This is a genomic window from Bradyrhizobium sp. USDA 4341 (assembly GCF_054063755.1).
This window is the reverse complement of sequence record NZ_JBSSGO010000002.1, coordinates 1,961,087-1,978,288: the sequence shown is the minus strand read 5'-3', so window position 1 is coordinate 1,978,288 and position 17,202 is coordinate 1,961,087. Positions and strand designations below refer to the sequence as shown.

Below are 17,202 nucleotides of genomic sequence, written 5' to 3'. Positions count from 1 at the left end.
GCGTCAGACGACCTTGCGCTGGCGCAGCTCGGCGATCTCGTCCTGGCCGAAGCCGAACTCAGTCAGCACTTCGTCGGTCTGCTCGCCGAATTCCGGCGGGCGCGCCGCCATCTTGCTCGGCGTTCGCGACAGCGTGACAGGCTGGCTGACCAGCTGGATGTGCCGGTTCTCGTCATTGGGGACGTGCTGGGCCATGCCGAGATGCTTGACCTGGGCGTCCTCGAACATCTGGTCGATCGAGTAGATCGGCCCGCACGGCACACCGGCGGCGTTCAGGTCATGCACCCAGGTCTCGGTCGACTTTGTCTCGGTCAGCGCGTTGATTCGTGCATTCAGCGCGTCGCGGTTCTTCGAGCGCGCCGGTGCGGTCGCGTAGTCGGGGTCGGTGACCAGATCGGGCGCGCCGATCGCCTGTGCGCAGCGCTCCCAGATCCGCCCGCCTGTCGTGGCGATGTTGATGTAGCCGTCGGTGGTCTTGAACACACCGGTCGGGATCGAGGTCGGATGGTTGTTGCCGGCCTGCTTGGCGACTTCCTTTTCCATCAGCCAGCGTGCCGCCTGGAAATCCAGCATGAAGATCTGCGCCTGCAGCAGCGAAGTCTGCACCCACTGGCCCTCGCCGGACACGTCGCGTTCCAGCAGCGCGGTGAGGATGCCGATCGCGCAGAACAGCCCCGCGGTGAGGTCGGCCACGGGAATGCCGACCCGCATCGGGCCGCCGCCGGGCGCGCCGGTCACCGACATCAGGCCGCCCATGCCCTGCGCGATCTGATCGAAGCCCGGCCGCTTGTGATACGGGCCGTCCTGGCCGAAGCCGGAGATGCTGCCATAGACGATCCGCGGATTGATCTTGCGCACGCTCTCATAGTCGATGCCGAGCTTGCCTTTCACGTCCGGCCGAAAGTTCTCGACGATCACGTCGGCCTGCTCGGCCAGCCGCTTGAACACCTCGAGCCCCTTGGGATCCTTCAGGTTCAGCGTCATGGCACGCTTGTTGCGATGCAGGTTCTGAAAGTCCGATCCACCGCGCGGACCGCCCGGCTGCTCGCCGCCGCCGTCCTCCAGCAGCGCGTCGATCTTGATGACGTTGGCACCCCAATCGGCGAGCTGACGCACGCAGGTCGGCCCCGACCGGACCCGGGTCAAATCCAGCACGGTGAACCGGGACAGGGCTTGGGATGCGCGGGGAAAGGGCATTGAGACACCTCTTGTTTGGCGGGCCGCTCTGGGGCTACTGCCTATCTGCCATAGACAATTTGGCTGACCTTTCCAACTGTTACCCGGACAACAAACCGGGCTGGAAACAAACAGGCATGGTTCCGTGCAGATCGGCCTCCGCCTCGGCTGTCGTTCAGGTTTCCCCACACCTGCTTGCAGGCCCCGCCATCCGCCAACCCTCGACAATCACTGCGCCGGCTGCTAGCCCGTCGCCATCCGAGTGAGTTTTTGCCCTTATGGAAGAGGCACTTGAGGCGCATCGAGGCGATGGACCGAAAGCGGGCATGGCGGTGAAAAAGGGTCCATCCCATCTGCTCGGCAATTCGGCATGGAACGCGACGGCGTTCGCGGTCGCGGTGCTGCTCAATCTCGCGATTCTGCCGTTCGTGATCTTCCGGCTCGGCCTTGCCGCGTTCGGGGTTGCGGGCTTGGTGACTGCCTGCGTCGCGCCTGCGCTGATGTTCAGCAATGCGCTTGGCCTCTCGACGGCGCGCGAACTCGCGCAAAGGCTGGAACCGTCCGATCGCGACGAGGCGCGGCGTTTCTTCGCGACCGCCCTTGCGCTCGCGATCGCCGTGGGCAGCCTGATCGCGGCATTGCTCATCCTTGCCGGACCGCCGCTCGCGCGATTGGGATTTCACCTGGGTGGTCCGGCGTCCGACGACCTCGGGCTTGCCTTTGCGCTGGCCGGTGCCGGCTGGCTGTTCCAGTGCCTGTTTGCGGTCTTCCTCTCGCTGTTCACGGCGCGCCAGGATTATCGGCGGATCGCGTCGATCAGCATCACCGGCACGGTGGTGACGACGATGTCGATGTTGCTGCTGATCCCATACGCCCCGCGCGCCTCGACCTTCCTCGGCTGCCAGGCCTTGGGCTTCGCGACGAATCTGCTGATGGCCTTCGCCTGGTCGCGGCACGCCATCAGCGACTGGCTGGCACGGCCCGCGCTCGATCGCAGTGCGCTGCGCGCACTCGTGAAACTTGGCGGCTGGCAGGTCGCGGCGCAAAGCGGCGCGCTGTTTGCCGGACAGGCGGACCGCTATCTGCTCGGTGCGCTGCTGCAGCCGCAATTCGTCGGCTTCTACAGTGTCGCGCAGCGGCTGGAGGAGGCGGTCTACATCGGTGTGCTGAAGATCGGCGAGATCTTGTTCCCGTTCTTCAGCACGCTGCAGAAGGAAGATGACGACCGCAAGGTCGACCTGCTGCTTCGCTCCTCCTGGATTCTCAACGTACTTGCCGCGAGCGCGCTTGGCGGCCTGATCCCGGTTGCAGGCGCGCTGCTGTATCGATGGACCGGCGCCGAGGTCGCCGCCGAGGCGCAGCTGGTGCTGGTGATGCTTGCGATCAGCGGGATATTGGGGTCGAGCGCCAACGTGTTCGCGTTCTATCTGCTGTCGCAGGGACGTTCCAGCTTCAACGCGTTGATCTCGCTCGTCACCGGCGTCTTCACACTGGCGACCAGCGCCATTGCGTTGCCGTATTTCGGCTGGCAGGCAGCCGGCTGGAGCTCCTGCGTCGGGATGGTTGCCCAGATGGTCGTCACGGTGCTGCTGCTGCGGCGAACCTTCAAGCTCTCGGCCATGTGGTCACGGATGCTGCATTTCGTCTTGATCCCGCTCGGCACCGGCATCGCCGTTGCGCTGGTGCTGCGCGCGCAGCTTGGCCATGTGTCGTTCGACCAGGCGCCGTCATGGTGGTATGTGGTGTCGCTCTACGGCGTGTCGGCGGCGGCGATCTTTGTCGCCGCCGTCGCCGTGTCGCAGCTTGGTCCCTATCGCGCCGTCTGCTGGCGGGATCTCCGCGTCATCATCACTCGCTTCTTGCCCTTCAAGGCCGCCTAGACATGTGTGGTATCGCAGGCATCGTCAATCTGCGCGGCGGCCCCGTGGACCCAGCCGACATCTCGCGGCTCACCAGCCTGATTGCGCATCGTGGTCCGTTCGGCGAGGGCACCTGGTTCAACGCGAAGCGAAACGTCGCCTTCGGCCATCGCCGGCTCGCCATCATCGATCCCGGCGAGGGCGGCTATCAGCCGATGGCATCAGGCGACGGCCGCCATGTGATCGTCTACAACGGCGAGATCTACAACTTCCTCGAATTGCGCCGTGAGCTCGAGGCGAAGGGCGCGGTCTTCCGCAGCCAGTCCGACACCGAGGTGATCCTCGCCGCCTGGCAGGCATGGGGCGAGGACATGCTGCTGCGCTTCAACGGCATGTGGGCGCTGGCGATCTACGATACGACGACGGACGAACTGTTCCTTGCCCGCGATCGCTTCGGCATCAAGCCGCTGTTGTACGCGCTGTCGTCCGATCGGTTCGTGTTCGCGTCCGAGCAGCGGGCGCTGGCGCGGAGCGGGCTGGTTGAGACGTCGCTCGATGTCGACGTGGCGCGGCGGCTGTTGCTTGACCCGTTCGGGATCGAAGGCAGCGAGCGCACCCTGTTCGCGCAACTGCGTCGCCTGCAGGGCGGCCACTGCATGTGGTTGCGCCAGGGGCGCGTGCAGGTGCGCCGCTGGTGGCGGACCGTGGATCATCTGCCCGCGATCCCTGATACTGAATCCGAACGCGTCGAGCGGTTTCGCGACCTGTTTCAGGATTCCGTTGCCCTGCGCATGCGCAGCGACGTTCCGATCGGGACGTGCCTGTCCGGTGGCTTTGACTCGTCCGCGGTGATCTGCGCGATGGCGACCCATGAAAAGGCCGGCATGGGGCCGCGCGACTCTACCGCCTGGCGGCACGCCTTTGTCGCGACCTTTCCCGGCGCCAGCAATGACGAGCGGCCGATGGCGGAGGAAGCGGCCGCGTGGGCCGATGTGGCGCCGAGCTTTCTCGAGATCGGGCGCTCTGATGCGCTCACCGACCTCGATCGGATCCTTGACGACAACGACGATGTCTATATCGGGCTGCCGAGCGCGCCTTGGCTGATCTATCGCGAACTCCGGCGCCAGAACGTCACCGTGTCGCTTGACGGCCACGGCGCTGACGAATTGATGGGCGCCTACCTGCAGGAGGGGCAGTCGACCGCATTCCGGATCCGGAACGCTGCCGCCGCGCTCACGTCACGATCGCAGCTGGCGCAGCGCGGCATCGACTTCCTGCGGGCGCAGATGATCAGGCGCCAGGGGCATTATTTCCTGCGGGGAGGCTTGACGGCGATGCCTGCAGCGCTGCCGCTGGTCGCCGAGGATGACGAGTTGCCGAACACGTGGGGCGCGCTGAACCGGCGTCTCTATCGCATGTTCCACTCGACTACTCTGCCGACCATTCTGCGCAATTTCGACCGGCTCTCGATGGCGCACGGGATCGAGGTGCGCATGCCGTTCATGGACTGGCGGCTGGTGACCTACACGATGGCGCTGCCGGAAACGAGCAAGTCGGCCGACGGCATGACCAAGGTGGTCGCGCGGCAGGCGATGGCAAACCTGATGCCTGAGAGTATCCGCACCGCGCGCCGCAAGGTCGGCTTCAACTCGCCGATGCCGGAATGGCTGAACGGGCCATTGGCGGGCTGGACCAATGAGCTGCTCAATCGCAATGTCCCGGCGTTTGCCGAGTTCGTCGACGAAGCGCCGCTTCGAAAGACCGTCGGCCACTTGACGGCATCGCAGAGCTGGGATTGGGAATCCGTCGGCCGGATCTGGCCATACCTGAACATGAAATGGATGTTGGCAAGGTCCGTATAACCAATGCGTCTATTCCAGAATAGCGGTCTCTATCCGTCTTATCTGCCGCGGCTGAACCAGCTCGCGGCAAAAGCGTCAACCTTTGTGGCACGTCGCGACGTGTTCCTGCACGATCGCTTCGGCGCGGCACATTTTCTCGAGCCCGTGCTCGACGGTGCGCCTGAAGCCTTCTTCACCAATGGCGACGACGAAGTGCTGCAGCGCCAGTGGGCGCGTGAGCAGGGCATGAAGGGGACGCCAACGCTCGACGCCATTCTGCTCGCGCAGATCGAGCATCACCGGACCGACGTGTTCTACAATCTCGATCCGGTGCGTTATGCGAGTGCGTTCATCGCCAGGCTTCCGGGCTGTGTGAAGAAGACATTGTGCTGGCGCGCGGCGCCTTCCGGCAATGCCGACCTGACCGCCTACGGCGCGGTGCTTGGAAACTTCCCCTCGATCCTCGAGGCCTGGCGCAGCAAGGGCTGCCGGGCGGAGCTGTTCTTCCCCGCGATCGATCCTGTCATGGAGCAGTACGGCCACGGCGAACGGCCGATCGATGTCGCGTTTGTCGGTGGATATTCGCGGCATCACAGTGCGCGGGGCAGGACGCTCGAACAGGTCGCGGCTCTGGCCGCTGAACGCAAGATCGTGTTCTGCCTCGACGCGTCGCGGCTGACACGGCTTGCCGAAAGCGCGGTCGGTCGGTTGCTGCCGCTGCAAAAGCACCGCAGGCCCGATGTCATCGCGCGAATAGCGCGCCTGCCGCTGTTCGGCAGGGACCTCTACGAGCTGTTCGGGTCCGCCAAGATCGTGCTCAACGGCGCAATCGACATGGCCGGCAACGACCGTGGCAACATGCGTTGCTTCGAGGCGATGGGCTGCGGGTCGCTGCTCGTGTCGGATACCGGCAACTATCCGGAGGCGATGCAGGAGGGTGTCACGATGCGCACTTACGACGCTCCTGAAAGGGCAGCCGAGGCGATTTCGAGCAGCCTGCAGGATTGGCCGCAATGGGCCGCCATCGCCGCGTCCGGCCGAAGCCGCGTGCAGCAGACCTACAGCAAGGCCTCGCAATGGGCCCAGTTTACCGATCTCGTCGCGCGGATTGACCCGTGCTAGAGCGTTTTCGAGCGAAGTGATGCCGGTTCGCGCAAGGAAATCGCGTCAAAACACCAGTCTGGAGCCCCGTTCCGATTCCATCGGGACGGAAAAGGCTCTAGACGGTGCACAGAGCCGGCCAGAGGGCGGGCGATCGGGCCGAGATGATGTCTGCAAGTGACTTGATCCATCAACTGAAATGGGTGGCCGACGGGCTTGCCGTGCCGCTGTTCAGGTTGCGGCCGCGGCCGTTCGGGCCGGGCTATCAGACGGTCAAGCGCGATACGATCACCGCAGCCATCGACGCCGGCCTGCTTCAGGCGGGAAAGGAGCTTCCACCGGGCTACGGTGTCGCCATGGACGAGCGCGTGGTGGAATATCCCTGGGTCTATGGCCGATTGAAGAACGTCGGCAAGATGCTGGACGCGGGATCGACCTTCAACCACGACTTCCTGCTGCAGCGTCCGCCGTTGCGCGGCGCGGATCTCACCATCATGACGCTGGCACCCGAGCGGCGGTGCTATTGGCATGACGGCTACTCCTATGTGTTCGGCGATCTCCGGAAGACGATGTTCGGCGATCAGGTCTTCGACACCGTCGCCAGCATTTCGACGATCGAGCACATCGGACTCGATAATCAGATGCTGTACACGGGCGATCCGCGCGACGCGGAGACCGATCGGGACGGCTTTGTGCCGGCGGTGCAGGAGTTCAAGCGTATTCTCAAGCCCGGCGGGACCTGCCTGATCTCCGTGCCGTTCGGCAAGCGCGAGAATCTCGGTTGGTATCAGGTGTTCGATCTTGCCATGATCGAGCGGATCATCGAGGCATTCGGCGCGGTGTCTCACCATGTCGACTATTTCGGCTATTCGCGACAAGGCTGGTCGCGCCAGAGCGCCGAGGCGCTCGCCGACGCCACCGTTTTCGACATCCACACCGGCAAGGGGCAGGGCAACGACCTTGCGGCGTCGTCGCGCGCCGTCGCGTGCCTGCAGTTGACGGCATGAATCTCGATTATCTGATCCAACGTCTGGTCGGTCGCGCGACGTGCCGCTTGCAGCCAGACGCTGCGCTCGGCCGCTATGCCAGGATCAGAAACATCCGTGGCGATTCCGACAAGATCGTCGTCGGCCGCAATAGCCGCATCCTGGGCGAGCTCCTGACCTTCGCGCATGGTGGGGAGATCAAGATCGGCGAGTGGTGCTATGTCGGCGAGGGCACCCGGATCTGGTCGGCGGCCTCGATCGAGATCGGCAACCGCGTTCTGATCTCGCATTCGGCAAATGTTTTCGACAATCTCACGCATCCGTTGCGGGCGACGGAGCGGCACCGGCAGGTCCAGCAGATTTTCACGCGCGGACATCCGGACGATATCTCGCTTGACGAGAGCCCGGTGAAGCTCTGCGACGACGCCTGGGTCGGCGCGGGCGCAATGGTCTTGCGCGGTGTGACGGTTGGGCAGGGCGCCATCGTCGCGGCGGGCGCGGTCGTGACCCGGGATGTCGCGCCGTTTTCGATCGTGGCGGGCAATCCGGCCGTGCTGGTAAGGGAGCTTGGCCCCGATGAACGGTAAGCGCAAGTTTACCACCTGGGAGGATGCGGTGGTCTGGCTGCGCAATCAGCCGGAGCAGCGCCAGCTTGTGCTCGACGCTTTCTACGACGATCCGCTGGTTGGTGCTGCCGAGCGCTATTTCCAGAGCTCCGAGTGGCAAGCGGTCGCCACGCTGCTCGCCGGCCGGTCAGGTACCGCGCTCGACGTTGGAGCCGGTCGCGGTATCGCGAGCTACGCGCTCGCCCGAACCGGCTTTGCTGTCACGGCGCTCGAACCGGACCCGAGCGCGATCGTGGGAGGGGCGGCGATCCGCGGCCTGGCGCAACAGACGCAACTGCCGATCCAGGTGGTCGAAGAGTTTTCCGAGCGGCTGCCGTTCGCCGATGCGACGTTCGATCTCGTCTTCGCCCGCGCTGTGCTGCACCATACGCGCGATCTCGAGGGGGCGTGCCAGGAGATGTTTCGCGTACTGCGGCCCGGTGGCATGCTGATCGCGGCGCGCGAGCATGTCATCAGCAAGGAGACGGACCTTCCGCAGTTCCTGGCGCAGCATCCGCTGCATCATCTTTACGGCGGCGAACATGCCTTCCTGCTCGATCGCTACACCGGCGCGCTGACCAAGGCCGGGTTTTCCGCGGTCGACACGCTGGCGCCGCTGCAAAGCCCGATCAACCTGTTTCCCTATACGTCGGAGACCCTGAAAGCCGCGATCGTGGCCAAGTTGTCGCAAAAGATTCCGGTTGCTCCGCTATGGCGAACTGCGCTTGCCTCAAATTGGCTGTTCGGCTCGCTGCTGTCGATGGCCGAACGATTCGATCATCGACCGGGCCGGCTCTACTCCTTTGTCTGTCACAAGGCTTAAGCGATGATCGTCTGGGTTACAGGCGCGAATGGGTTCATCGGCCGCCATCTGGCGCATGCGTTGGCGGGGGCAGGCCATGCGGTGCATGGCGTCGGACACGGCGCGCTTGACGCAACGGAAGCCCGGCGGCTCGGCTTGCAGAGCTGGATCAACGGCGAGATCGATGCGGCCAATCTCAACGCGCTCGCGACGGCGCACGGGCTGCCGACGCGTGTCTTTCATCTGGCTGGCGGATCGTCCGTCGGCGTCTCTATCGAACGGCCGTTCGAGGATTTCTCGCGCACTGTCGCGAGCACCGCGCGGCTGCTCGAATGGCTGCGCGGATCCGCGCCAGACTGCGCGGTGATCGCGGCGTCGAGTGCGGCCGTCTATGGCGCCGATCATTTCGGCCCGATCGCTGAAAGCGCGATCGTAACTCCGATGTCGCCCTATGGGCAGCATAAGCTGATGATGGAGCAATTGTGCGCGAGTTACGCGCGGTCGTTCGGGTTGCGTTGCACGGTCGTGCGGCTGTTCTCTGTGTATGGGCCCAACCTACGCAAACAATTGCTCTGGGATATCTGCTCGCGGCTCGACGCCAAGGAGCAGGTGCTCATGCTCGGTGGGACCGGCAACGAGATACGGGACTGGACCGACGTTCGCGATGTCGCGAGGCTGCTTGCAAGCGTCGCGGAAACGTCGTCGTCACAGGAGGCCTTCCGGGTCATCAATGGTGGTTCGGGCCGGGGGACGAGCGTTGCCGACATCGCCGCCGGTCTCATCGGACAGTGGGGGAGCAACACGGTTGTGCGGCACTCGGGTGTAAGCCGCCCCGGTGATCCCATGAGCCTGTTGGCCGATGCTGCGATGCTGCGCCAGATCGGCTTCGATTGGCGCATTCCGCTCGATCAGGGCCTCGCCGATTACGTGGCCTGGTTCAAGGGGCAGGCTTCGTGACGTCCCGCCCATTGCGGTTCGCGTTCAATCACATCTCGCGACGGATTTGGGCCGGCGGGTTCAACTATCAGCGCAATCTGTTCGCGGCGCTCGATCGGTTTCTGCCTGGCGAGTTCGCCCCGGTCGTCTTTGCCGGGACGCGGGCCGACGAGAGTGAACTCGACGAGCTTGATGCGATACCGGGCGTCGAGATCGTCCGATCGGAGGTGTTCGACGGGCAGCCGGGTCTCGCTGCGGCACTCGCGCTTGGTCTGGACCGCGGCGCCGCGGCGGCGTTTCGCTCCGCGCATGTAGATGTTGTGGTTGAATCCGCGCGCTTCTTCGGTTGGCGGCTGGCGATCCCTGCAGTGGCGTGGATTCCGGATCTGCAGCACCATTCTCTGCCTCAGCTGTTTCCGCGGACGGCACGCTGGCGCCGCGAGATTGGCTTTCGCGTTCAGATCGCGTCAGGGCGGACCATCATGCTGAGCAGCGAGAGCGCCTTCCGCGATTTCAGGGCTTACTACCCACACGCCAGCAACCCCGTCAGCGTCGTTCGCTTCGCGACCCAGCCGCCGGCCGCATTCCTGGACATCGACCCGTCAGAGGTCATCGCGGCGTACAATCTGCCGACGAACTACTTCTATCTGCCCAATCAGTTCTATCGCCACAAGAACCATCAGCTTGTCGTCGACGCCCTGGCGATCCTGAAGCGTCGTGGGGTCGAGGTCGTTGTCTGTGCATCCGGCAGCACGGAAGATCGGCGTGAGCCGGGCTACTATGATCTGGTCAACTCCGAGATCCGGAAGCGCGGCCTCGATACGCATTTTCGTCACCTCGGCGTGATCCCGTTGCCGCACGTCTACGCGCTGCTGCGGGCTTCGACAGCCCTGCTCAACCCGTCGCGCTTCGAGGGCTGGAGCACGACGGTCGAGGAGGCGAAGTCGTTCGGCGTTCCGATGATCCTGTCCGATATCGACGTGCACCGGGAGCAGACCGCCGGCGCTGCGCGCTATTTCGGCGTCGATGATCCGGTCGCGCTGGCGGATCATCTGGCGCAAGCCTCACAGGAGGCTCGCGGGCTCGTGGTTCGAAATGTCGCCCCGCATCAGGATGACAACGTCAGGGCGTTTGCGGCAAGCTTTTCAAGAACCGTGCGGCAGGCCGTTCGTCAGAATGCTGGTGAGCCCGTCGCAAAATAGAAGGCGGGGGCTCAAACCTCTGATCACATCGTCATGTTCGGGATCAGCTCGAAGCTGCTATCGGGGCTTTGATAGGCATCCAGCATCGCTTTGGCGATTGACTTCGGGTTGTGCCATCGTTCGACATAAAGTCGCGACGCTTGTCCGCGCATGGACCACTCGGAACGGCGATCAAGAACCGCGGCAATGCTCTCTGCAAGGTCTCCCGGGTTCAGCCGGTAGACAGGCAGTTCGCGCCTGATCGCGTCCGGAACGAACATCATATCTTCTTCCCGGATGTAGCATGCGGCCGGTTTTCCCATCGCCATCATCTCGACCGCGAATCCCCCGTACCATCCCGCCAGCACCTGGTCGATTGCGAGGTCTGCCGACCGATAAATCTCCAGCGCCTGCTCGTGGCTCGTCTTTTCGACAAGGATGAGGTCGAAGTCGTACCGTGACCGCAATTGTTCGAGGGCCTTCAGGATCATCGGTGTACCCTTGATCCGTCCGGCGGTCGGGGCATGAACGATCTTGAGCCGCCCCTGTTCGGAAGGCGGCACAACGTCGAACTTCTCGATCTCGACGTTTGAATATGGGAGGAACTGGCCGTTCGGTACGATGTGTCCGAGTTCCGGATTCAGATAGAAGACCCGGTCGAACAGCGGCAGAACCTTTTCGATCAGAAAGTGCCGCCGATGGTCGAGAGCGTCCGTGCATCGTTGATACAGCTCGCAGTGTTGCGGGGCGCACATCGTCCATTCGTTTCGCCTGTTTCCCTCGTTCGCCAACCGGACATCACAACCTTGCAGGGTCATGAACAGCTTCTTGTCGAACAGGCGGGCGGCGTGCAGGTCTGCGGTCGCCAGTCTGTTGATGATGTCCGTTAGCAGCGATGGCCGGGAGAGCACTGATCCCGGCGCGGAGAGGGGGAAACCCGGCGACAGAAAGGTCTGTCCAAAATAGTAGTGAAGAACATCGTAATGCCACTGGTTCTTCAGACCGAACGCCGCGCTGCGAATGGCCGTCTCGAGAAATCCGGCATCCTTTGCCGATAGCATCCGGTCTGCCGAGTATCCGAGCCATGTGTCGTTGCGAACGACCACGTCGCTGGATGCTCCCAGCTGCCGCTCGGCGCGGGACAGCACCCAGGGCTGATTTCCGACATTGACTGGTCCGTGCAGGATTCTCATGTGCGCGCATTCAGATCCGCCGACGGGCGCGAAGGCCGCACAGGGCTACGAGGCATGATTATCTCTCGCGAACTCGCCGACATGCCTCGTCAGGCTTGCCCGCAGATCCTCGGGCAGATCAGCGGTTTCACAATAGAGCCTTCCGAGCCTCGCTGCGACCGCTTGCAAGCTGTAATGCGCTTCGACATAGCGGCGCCCCGCCTTGCCGATTTCGTTCAGGTCGAGCTCACCCCTCAAGCATCGCTTCAGCACATCATAGATTTCGTCGGGACGCGTGTTGATGATCGGGCAGGTTGCCGGATCGACCATCATTCGGTCGTCGCGCAGAAAGCACAGAACCGGTTTGGCCATGGCCATCGCTTCCAGGGCCGTATAGCCGTGAAAGCCTGCGACGAATTGATCCGCAACGACGTGCGAGGCGCCGAAAAGCTCGATGACCTTCTTGTTGGGAACGCCCTGCACGGAGACCAGCTCGATCTTCTCTCCCTCCTTCACCAGCCGATCAATCGCCTCGATCAGAAGCCTGGTTCCCTTGAAGTGCCCGTGGTTCGGCGCATGCGCGACTTTCAGGACGTCGCCGGCCTTGTAGGTTGGCGGCCGCGCGACGAGCTTGCTTGCGTCAATCGGCCAGTAGTGCATGTCCCGGCAGCCGGGCACGTACGTCACCATATCGCCCATCGCGATCTGCGCGGTCGCACGGCCCTTGAGGCGGTCGATCGACGAGGCGTGCATCTCCGTCGTGCAGACGCAGAACTTGCCCGGAGCCGGGCATTCTTCGCACAAGTTGGGATGACCGAGTTCGAGCGTTGATTCCCGTGCTCGGACGTCGGCGCCGTAGGCGTAGGTATACAATCGCTTTCCCGACCGGAACAGGAGGTCGAGTTCCTCGGGGTTGATGCCATAGCGTCCATCGCTCAGCATCAGGCCGCGGTCATAGAAGTAGTTGAAGAAATCGTAGCGCAGCAGGGCCCACGCCAGAACCAGGCGACGAAACAGGCCGAGGCCTCTTCGGCTGCGCAGCAGTCGAAGGAATCCCTCGAACAGGATGAGGTTGATGTCGAATGATCTCGTCACATAGTAGGTGTTGAACACCAGCGACGAGGAGCGAAAACCCAACATTCGATCGCAGCGTGCGAGAAGCGGCAAGGTCAGGATCGGAGTGGAGGCCCACAACGTACGCACCTTTCCCTTCGCAAGACGCTTCTCGGTGGCGCGCCGCGCCGCGCGAACAAGCACGCGCGTGACGAAACCTGCGATGGCAGATTGGGCCGGCCGGGAAGTTGCAACGTCGTCGGCGGGAAGCGGCGCTTCCGTCAGGGACGTCGGTCCGATGGGTTCGATCTTGTTCACTCAGGGATCCGATGGATGCCAACTCAACATCAGCCAGCAGCTTCTAGCACAGGTTTGGTCCGAAGCGGCCATGCGATGCAGGCCCGGAGAGGCGGTGCAGAATGGGCGGGCGGCCCTCGCTATCTCAGGTTTCAGCCGCGTATGAAAACAGCTTGGACTGGTTCGGGAACGTTGACGTTCAATGCACGAACAGGTTAAGACAGCGGCGGTTTGTTCCAAATGCGCGCATATTCTGACGCGGCGGTTATACCGAGCTCCGCCATCGAATCAATCTGGATAGGCATTTCGTGTGCGGCATATTTGGCCTCATAGATAAGACCGGGCCCGTCGATGCCCGCCAAGTGGACCAGATGACCGATCTCGTTGCCCACCGCGGTCCGGATGGGCGTGGGGTGAGGATCAACGGGAACGTCGGGATCGGACACCGGCGACTGGCCATCATCGATCTGACCGATGACGGCGCGCAGCCGATGCGCGACAGACGGCTCCCGATCTGGATCACCTACAACGGCGAGATCTACAATTACGTCGAGCTCCGCACGGAGCTCGAGGCGCTCGGATACACCTTTCATACGGCTTCGGATACCGAGGTCCTGCTCACAGCCTATGTTTGCTGGGGTGCAGCGTGCCTCGAACGCTTCAACGGCATGTGGTCGTTTGCGATTCACGATGAGCGCGACAACACGCTGTTCTGCGCTCGCGACAGGTTTGGCGTGAAGCCGTTCTACTACGTCAATACGGCGAAGCAGTTCGCGTTCGGCTCGGAGATCCGCCAGCTTCTTCCGCTGATCGAGCGCCCGATCGCGGATGATGATCTGATCAACGATTTCCTCGTTTGCGGCATGACCGACCATACCAGCCGGACCTTCTTCAAGGGCGTCGAGAAATTGCCTCCCGGGCATCGGATGCGCGTCGATGTGTCGACGGGGCAGGTCGAAATCGAGCGCTACTATTCACTCGCGCCTGGGCTGGCCGTGTCTGATGAAGGCAGCGCGGCGAAATCGTTGCGGGAGCTGCTCGATGACGCGACGCGTCTGCGGCTGCGTTCGGATGTTCGGGTCGGAACCTGCCTGTCGGGTGGGCTGGACAGTTCGAGTGTCGCGACGCTGGCCGCGCGGCGCTATGCGCCAGGCTCGAGCGAGCGCTTCTTTGCCATCACGGCCGTGAGCGAGCAGGCGTCCAACAATGAAGAGGCGTACGCGGCGGAAGTTGCAGAACGGGCAGAGTTGAACTGGCTGCGCACCAAGCCGACCTATCAGGAATTTGCATCGACGGCGGAGACTTTGCTCGACGTTCAGGAGGAGCCGTTCGCAGGTCCTTCGATCATGATGCAGTATGCGGTGATGAAGGCCGCGCGATCGAATGGCGTCATCGTGCTGCTCGATGGTCAGGGCGGTGACGAAACGTTGCTGGGGTACCATCGCTACTATGCGGCCTGGCTGCTCGACCATCTTCGCAGCGGTGGCGTCCGTGGATTCCTGTCCGCCTTCGGCGCCGCCACGCGGGCGGGGATTTCGCGCCGGCGGTTGCTGATGTATTTGTTCGGTGCCGGTTCGGCAGGGCTGCGCGCTGCCTATTATCGCTTGCGTTACACTTTCCTGCGAAATCCCGACTTGCCGGAGCCGCTTCGCCGCTTTGCGTCGAAGACGAGGGATGCGCAGGCCATGCAAGTGCTGGAGATTACCGAGACCAATTTGCCGATGCTGCTGCGCTTCGAGGACAAGAACTCCATGCGGTTCGGCATCGAAACGCGACTTCCATTCCTCGACTATCGCTTCGTCGAGTTTGCTTTGGCGCTTCCCACACGCATCAAGCTGAACAAGGGATGGGCAAAATGGCCGCTTCGCGCAGCCATGAGCGATCTGCTGCCGGCCAGCATCACCTGGCGGAGGGACAAGATCGGTTTTGCTGCTCCCGACCGGATCTGGCTCACGCGACACTCCGCCGAGATGTACGACAAGGTGATCGGAAGCGAGCTCTTGGCCCGCTATGTCGACATGCCGAAGCTCAAGAGGAAATTTCACCGGCTCGATCTTGGAATGCGCTGGAGGCTTTATTGCGTTGCGCTCTGGGGTGAGCGCTTTCGGGTCGAAGCGCCATGAGGCCTGATGATTCCTGGATGTCATCGTCGCCGTCGATAACCGCCGGCTTGTCGGCCGCTGCTTTCCGGGCGGCCCGATGAACATCTGGCTATTGCATCCGTTCGCAGGCGGGCCGGGCCTTGGCCGTCACTGGCGTCCGTTTTGGCTCGCAGATGCCTGGGGAAAGATGGGGCATCGGGTCGTGGTGGTCAGTGCCGGCTTCCATCATCTGCACCGGCAGCCGCGCGCTCCGGGGCCGCAGCAGATCAACGGCGTCGACTTCTGGTTCCTCGATACTCCGCGCTATGATGGCGGCAATCTGGGGAGGCTGCGCAACAATCTGAGCTTTGCGCCGGCCTTTCGCTCGGCGACATCGGCGATCGCCACGCAATTCGGCGAGCCGGATCTGATGATCGCGTCCAGCCCGCATCTGTTCTTCATTTCGGCGGCGCGTCAGATCGCGCAGCGCTTCGGTGCCAGGTTCTGGTTGGAGGTTCGTGACCTCTGGCCGGAGAGCATCGTGGCGCTTGGAATGACCCCGACCTGGCACCCGCTCGTGAGGTTGCTCGGCTGGAAGGAGCGGTCCGCCTATCGCGCCGCGGATCGCGTGATCTGTCTTTTGGCCGGTGCGGAAGCCCATATGCGGGCGCGTGGCTTGAGCGCCGGCAAGTTCATCTGGATCCCCAACGGGGTGTCCGACGGTGAGATCCAGAGCGCGCTGACGATCGAAACTCTCGGTCATCCGTTGATCGACCGTATCAATCAGTTGAAGCAGCAGGGCAGGCGGGTTGTCCTCTATGCCGGCGGCATGGGGCCGCCAAACGCAGTGGAGGTCGTTCTCGACGCCGCCGCTGTCCTCGGCAGCACAAGCCCCGAGATCAGTTTCGTTCTGATCGGTTCAGGCACTTCGCTCGCCGCGCTGAAGCAGCGGGCGGCAGGGCTTGCCAACGTGGAGTTTCACGACGAAGTCGATCGGTCGATCGTGCATGGTATGCTGCACGCGTCCGATTGCGCGGTCGTCGCCTTCCACAAGAACGCGCTCTACCATCACGGCATCAGCCCCAACAAGCTGTTCGACTACTGCCTGTTCGCACCGCGCAGCGTCATTGCCTGCGAAGCGCGAGCGCTCGCCGGGCTCGAGGATTTGGTGACTGCGCGATGCGCGCCGGACGACCCCGGCGCACTCGCCGCGTCCCTGCGCGCCGCGCTGGACGGTCCGGCGCGTTCGCGGGCCGAACGCGTCGCTATCGCGCAGCGGTACAGCTATTCGACGCTTGCCGCGCGGTATCTGGCCGAGGCCGGGGATCCGGCCTAGGTGTGGCTGCGGCGACACACGTACCTTGAGTAAATTTGTTTATTATCAATAGCTTACGGTGTTCACCGCGTGAACGAATTCGCTTGACGTTCATCCGGTGAACGCGCTATCAGCCTTTCCAGTGGGGATAGGCGTGATGGCGGGCATTCTACCGACAGATGAGAATGACAGCGACCGGCTGGTGCTCGGTCTGCTCACCTCGCTTGAAGCCGATGGTGCGCAGTCGCAGCGGCGGATCGCGGCCGATCTCGGCGTCGCGCTCGGCCTGGTCAACGCCTACCTGAAGCGGGCGATCAAGAAGGGCTTCGTCAAGGTCGGGCAGGCGCCGGCGCGGCGTTATGCCTATTACCTCACGCCGCAAGGCTTCTCCGAGAAATCGCGACTGACCGTCCAGTTCCTGTCGGACTCGTTTTCGCTCTTCCGCAAGGCGAAGGAGGAGTATGGCAGGCTGTTTGAGCGCGCTCAGGCGCTCGGCTTCAGGCGGGTGGTGCTCGCCGGACAATCCGACCTCTGCGAAATCGCGATCCTGTGCGCGGTCGATGGGCCAATTTCCGTCATTGCGATCGTTGATCCCGATGCAACCGCGACCCGGTTCATTGGTGTCAAGGTCGTTTCCTCCTACGCGTTGGTGGACGAGCCGTTCGATGCGGTCGTTGTGACGCATCTGACGGCGGCGCGCGGTGTATTCGAGCAGGCGGTCAGCAATTTCGGGGCGGAGAAAGTCCTTGCGCCGGATCTGCTGGGCCTGCGTCCAAAGCAATCGTTGGGGGCGTGAT

Annotated in this window: 15 protein-coding genes; 11 read left to right on the top strand and 4 right to left on the bottom strand. The window is 63.2% G+C overall.

The genetic code is table 11. The features are described from left to right. Positions 1 to 3 precede the first annotated feature (3 nt). Positions 4 to 1,197: a CaiB/BaiF CoA transferase family protein gene (locus tag ACVIGB_RS15380; protein WP_456721986.1), complete on the bottom strand. Its 1,194-nt coding sequence runs from the start codon at positions 1,195 to 1,197 to the stop codon at positions 4 to 6. 305 nt (positions 1,198 to 1,502) lie between these two features. On the opposite strand from ACVIGB_RS15380, the gene ACVIGB_RS15375 reads away from it, so the two are divergent. The 7 genes from ACVIGB_RS15375 to ACVIGB_RS15345 all read left to right on the top strand — a co-directional run bounded on the left by ACVIGB_RS15375 (position 1,503) and on the right by ACVIGB_RS15345 (position 9,327). Then, a complete protein-coding gene (locus ACVIGB_RS15375) occupies positions 1,503 to 3,056 on the top strand; it encodes a lipopolysaccharide biosynthesis protein (protein WP_456721987.1) in 1,554 nt (517 codons plus the stop codon). A 2-nt stretch (positions 3,057 to 3,058) separates the two neighbouring features. After that, positions 3,059 to 4,897 carry an asparagine synthase (glutamine-hydrolyzing) gene (asnB, locus tag ACVIGB_RS15370; RefSeq protein WP_456721988.1) on the top strand — a complete coding sequence of 613 codons (1,839 nt, stop codon included), beginning with the start codon at positions 3,059 to 3,061 and terminating at the stop codon, positions 4,895 to 4,897. 3 nt (positions 4,898 to 4,900) lie between these two features. Next, a complete protein-coding gene (locus ACVIGB_RS15365) occupies positions 4,901 to 5,998 on the top strand; it encodes a glycosyltransferase family protein (protein ID WP_456721989.1) in 1,098 nt (365 codons plus the stop codon). A 146-nt stretch (positions 5,999 to 6,144) separates the two neighbouring features. Beyond that, positions 6,145 to 6,984: a methyltransferase domain-containing protein gene (locus ACVIGB_RS15360; protein WP_456721990.1), complete on the top strand. Its 840-nt coding sequence runs from the start codon at positions 6,145 to 6,147 to the stop codon at positions 6,982 to 6,984. Continuing rightward, positions 6,981 to 7,550, top strand: coding sequence for an acyltransferase (locus tag ACVIGB_RS15355; protein ID WP_456721991.1), 570 nt, complete (start codon positions 6,981 to 6,983; stop codon positions 7,548 to 7,550). Before ACVIGB_RS15360 ends, ACVIGB_RS15355 begins: the two co-directional genes overlap by 4 nt. Continuing rightward, entirely contained in the window at positions 7,540 to 8,391 is an 852-nt protein-coding gene (locus tag ACVIGB_RS15350) for a class I SAM-dependent methyltransferase (RefSeq protein ID WP_456721992.1), read from the top strand. Before ACVIGB_RS15355 ends, ACVIGB_RS15350 begins: the two co-directional genes overlap by 11 nt. A 3-nt stretch (positions 8,392 to 8,394) precedes the next feature. Then, positions 8,395 to 9,327 (top strand): NAD-dependent epimerase/dehydratase family protein, encoded by a 933-nt coding sequence (locus ACVIGB_RS15345; protein ID WP_456721993.1) that lies wholly within the window; start codon positions 8,395 to 8,397, stop codon positions 9,325 to 9,327. On the opposite strand, the gene ACVIGB_RS15340 is transcribed toward ACVIGB_RS15345, so the two are convergent. Further along, on the bottom strand, positions 9,294 to 9,704 hold the full coding sequence (locus ACVIGB_RS15340) for a hypothetical protein (protein ID WP_456721994.1): 411 nt from the start codon (positions 9,702 to 9,704) through the stop codon (positions 9,294 to 9,296). The two genes, ACVIGB_RS15345 and ACVIGB_RS15340, sit on opposite strands and share 34 nt — an antisense overlap. A gap of 84 nt (positions 9,705 to 9,788) precedes the next feature. Here ACVIGB_RS15340 and ACVIGB_RS15335 point away from each other — a divergent pair, with 84 nt between their 5' ends. After that, on the top strand, positions 9,789 to 10,508 hold the full coding sequence (locus ACVIGB_RS15335; protein WP_456721995.1) for a glycosyltransferase: 720 nt from the start codon (positions 9,789 to 9,791) through the stop codon (positions 10,506 to 10,508). A gap of 23 nt (positions 10,509 to 10,531) precedes the next feature. Here ACVIGB_RS15335 and ACVIGB_RS15330 read toward each other — a convergent pair whose 3' ends face one another. Together ACVIGB_RS15330 and ACVIGB_RS15325 are read right to left on the bottom strand one after the other, a co-directional pair. Further along, positions 10,532 to 11,680, bottom strand: a complete 1,149-nt coding sequence (locus tag ACVIGB_RS15330) for a glycosyltransferase (protein ID WP_456721996.1) — start codon at positions 11,678 to 11,680, stop codon at positions 10,532 to 10,534. Positions 11,681 to 11,725: 45 nt separating this feature from the next. Further along, positions 11,726 to 13,030: a hypothetical protein gene (locus ACVIGB_RS15325; RefSeq protein WP_456721997.1), complete on the bottom strand. Its 1,305-nt coding sequence runs from the start codon at positions 13,028 to 13,030 to the stop codon at positions 11,726 to 11,728. A 287-nt stretch (positions 13,031 to 13,317) separates the two neighbouring features. On the opposite strand from ACVIGB_RS15325, the gene asnB (ACVIGB_RS15320) reads away from it, so the two are divergent. From asnB (ACVIGB_RS15320) to ACVIGB_RS15310, 3 genes are all read left to right on the top strand, one after another. After that, the gene (gene asnB, locus ACVIGB_RS15320) at positions 13,318 to 15,132 is read left to right on the top strand and encodes an asparagine synthase (glutamine-hydrolyzing) (protein ID WP_456721998.1); all 1,815 of its coding nucleotides are present in this window, start codon (positions 13,318 to 13,320) and stop codon (positions 15,130 to 15,132) included. Positions 15,133 to 15,208: 76 nt separating this feature from the next. After that, on the top strand, positions 15,209 to 16,426 hold the full coding sequence (locus ACVIGB_RS15315) for a glycosyltransferase family 4 protein (protein ID WP_456721999.1): 1,218 nt from the start codon (positions 15,209 to 15,211) through the stop codon (positions 16,424 to 16,426). A gap of 136 nt (positions 16,427 to 16,562) precedes the next feature. Continuing rightward, positions 16,563 to 17,201: a winged helix-turn-helix transcriptional regulator gene (locus ACVIGB_RS15310; RefSeq protein ID WP_456722000.1), complete on the top strand. Its 639-nt coding sequence runs from the start codon at positions 16,563 to 16,565 to the stop codon at positions 17,199 to 17,201. Position 17,202: the final 1 nt, after the last annotated feature.

What these genes read in the sequence shown, in the direction of transcription:
- ACVIGB_RS15380 (WP_456721986.1), bottom strand. Translation starts at nt 1,197, where the DNA reads ATGCCCTTTCCCCGCGCATCCCAAGCCCTGTCCCGGTTCACCGTGCTG.
- ACVIGB_RS15375 (WP_456721987.1), top strand. Translation starts at nt 1,503, where the DNA reads ATGGCGGTGAAAAAGGGTCCATCCCATCTGCTCGGCAATTCGGCATGG.
- asnB (WP_456721988.1), top strand. Translation starts at nt 3,059, where the DNA reads ATGTGTGGTATCGCAGGCATCGTCAATCTGCGCGGCGGCCCCGTGGAC.
- ACVIGB_RS15365 (WP_456721989.1), top strand. Translation starts at nt 4,901, where the DNA reads ATGCGTCTATTCCAGAATAGCGGTCTCTATCCGTCTTATCTGCCGCGG.
- ACVIGB_RS15360 (WP_456721990.1), top strand. Translation starts at nt 6,145, where the DNA reads ATGTCTGCAAGTGACTTGATCCATCAACTGAAATGGGTGGCCGACGGG.
- ACVIGB_RS15355 (WP_456721991.1), top strand. Translation starts at nt 6,981, where the DNA reads ATGAATCTCGATTATCTGATCCAACGTCTGGTCGGTCGCGCGACGTGC.
- ACVIGB_RS15350 (WP_456721992.1), top strand. Translation starts at nt 7,540, where the DNA reads ATGAACGGTAAGCGCAAGTTTACCACCTGGGAGGATGCGGTGGTCTGG.
- ACVIGB_RS15345 (WP_456721993.1), top strand. Translation starts at nt 8,395, where the DNA reads ATGATCGTCTGGGTTACAGGCGCGAATGGGTTCATCGGCCGCCATCTG.
- ACVIGB_RS15340 (WP_456721994.1), bottom strand. Translation starts at nt 9,704, where the DNA reads ATGGTGCTGCAGATCCGGAATCCACGCCACTGCAGGGATCGCCAGCCG.
- ACVIGB_RS15335 (WP_456721995.1), top strand. Translation starts at nt 9,789, where the DNA reads ATGCTGAGCAGCGAGAGCGCCTTCCGCGATTTCAGGGCTTACTACCCA.
- ACVIGB_RS15330 (WP_456721996.1), bottom strand. Translation starts at nt 11,680, where the DNA reads ATGAGAATCCTGCACGGACCAGTCAATGTCGGAAATCAGCCCTGGGTG.
- ACVIGB_RS15315 (WP_456721999.1), top strand. Translation starts at nt 15,209, where the DNA reads ATGAACATCTGGCTATTGCATCCGTTCGCAGGCGGGCCGGGCCTTGGC.
- ACVIGB_RS15310 (WP_456722000.1), top strand. Translation starts at nt 16,563, where the DNA reads ATGGCGGGCATTCTACCGACAGATGAGAATGACAGCGACCGGCTGGTG.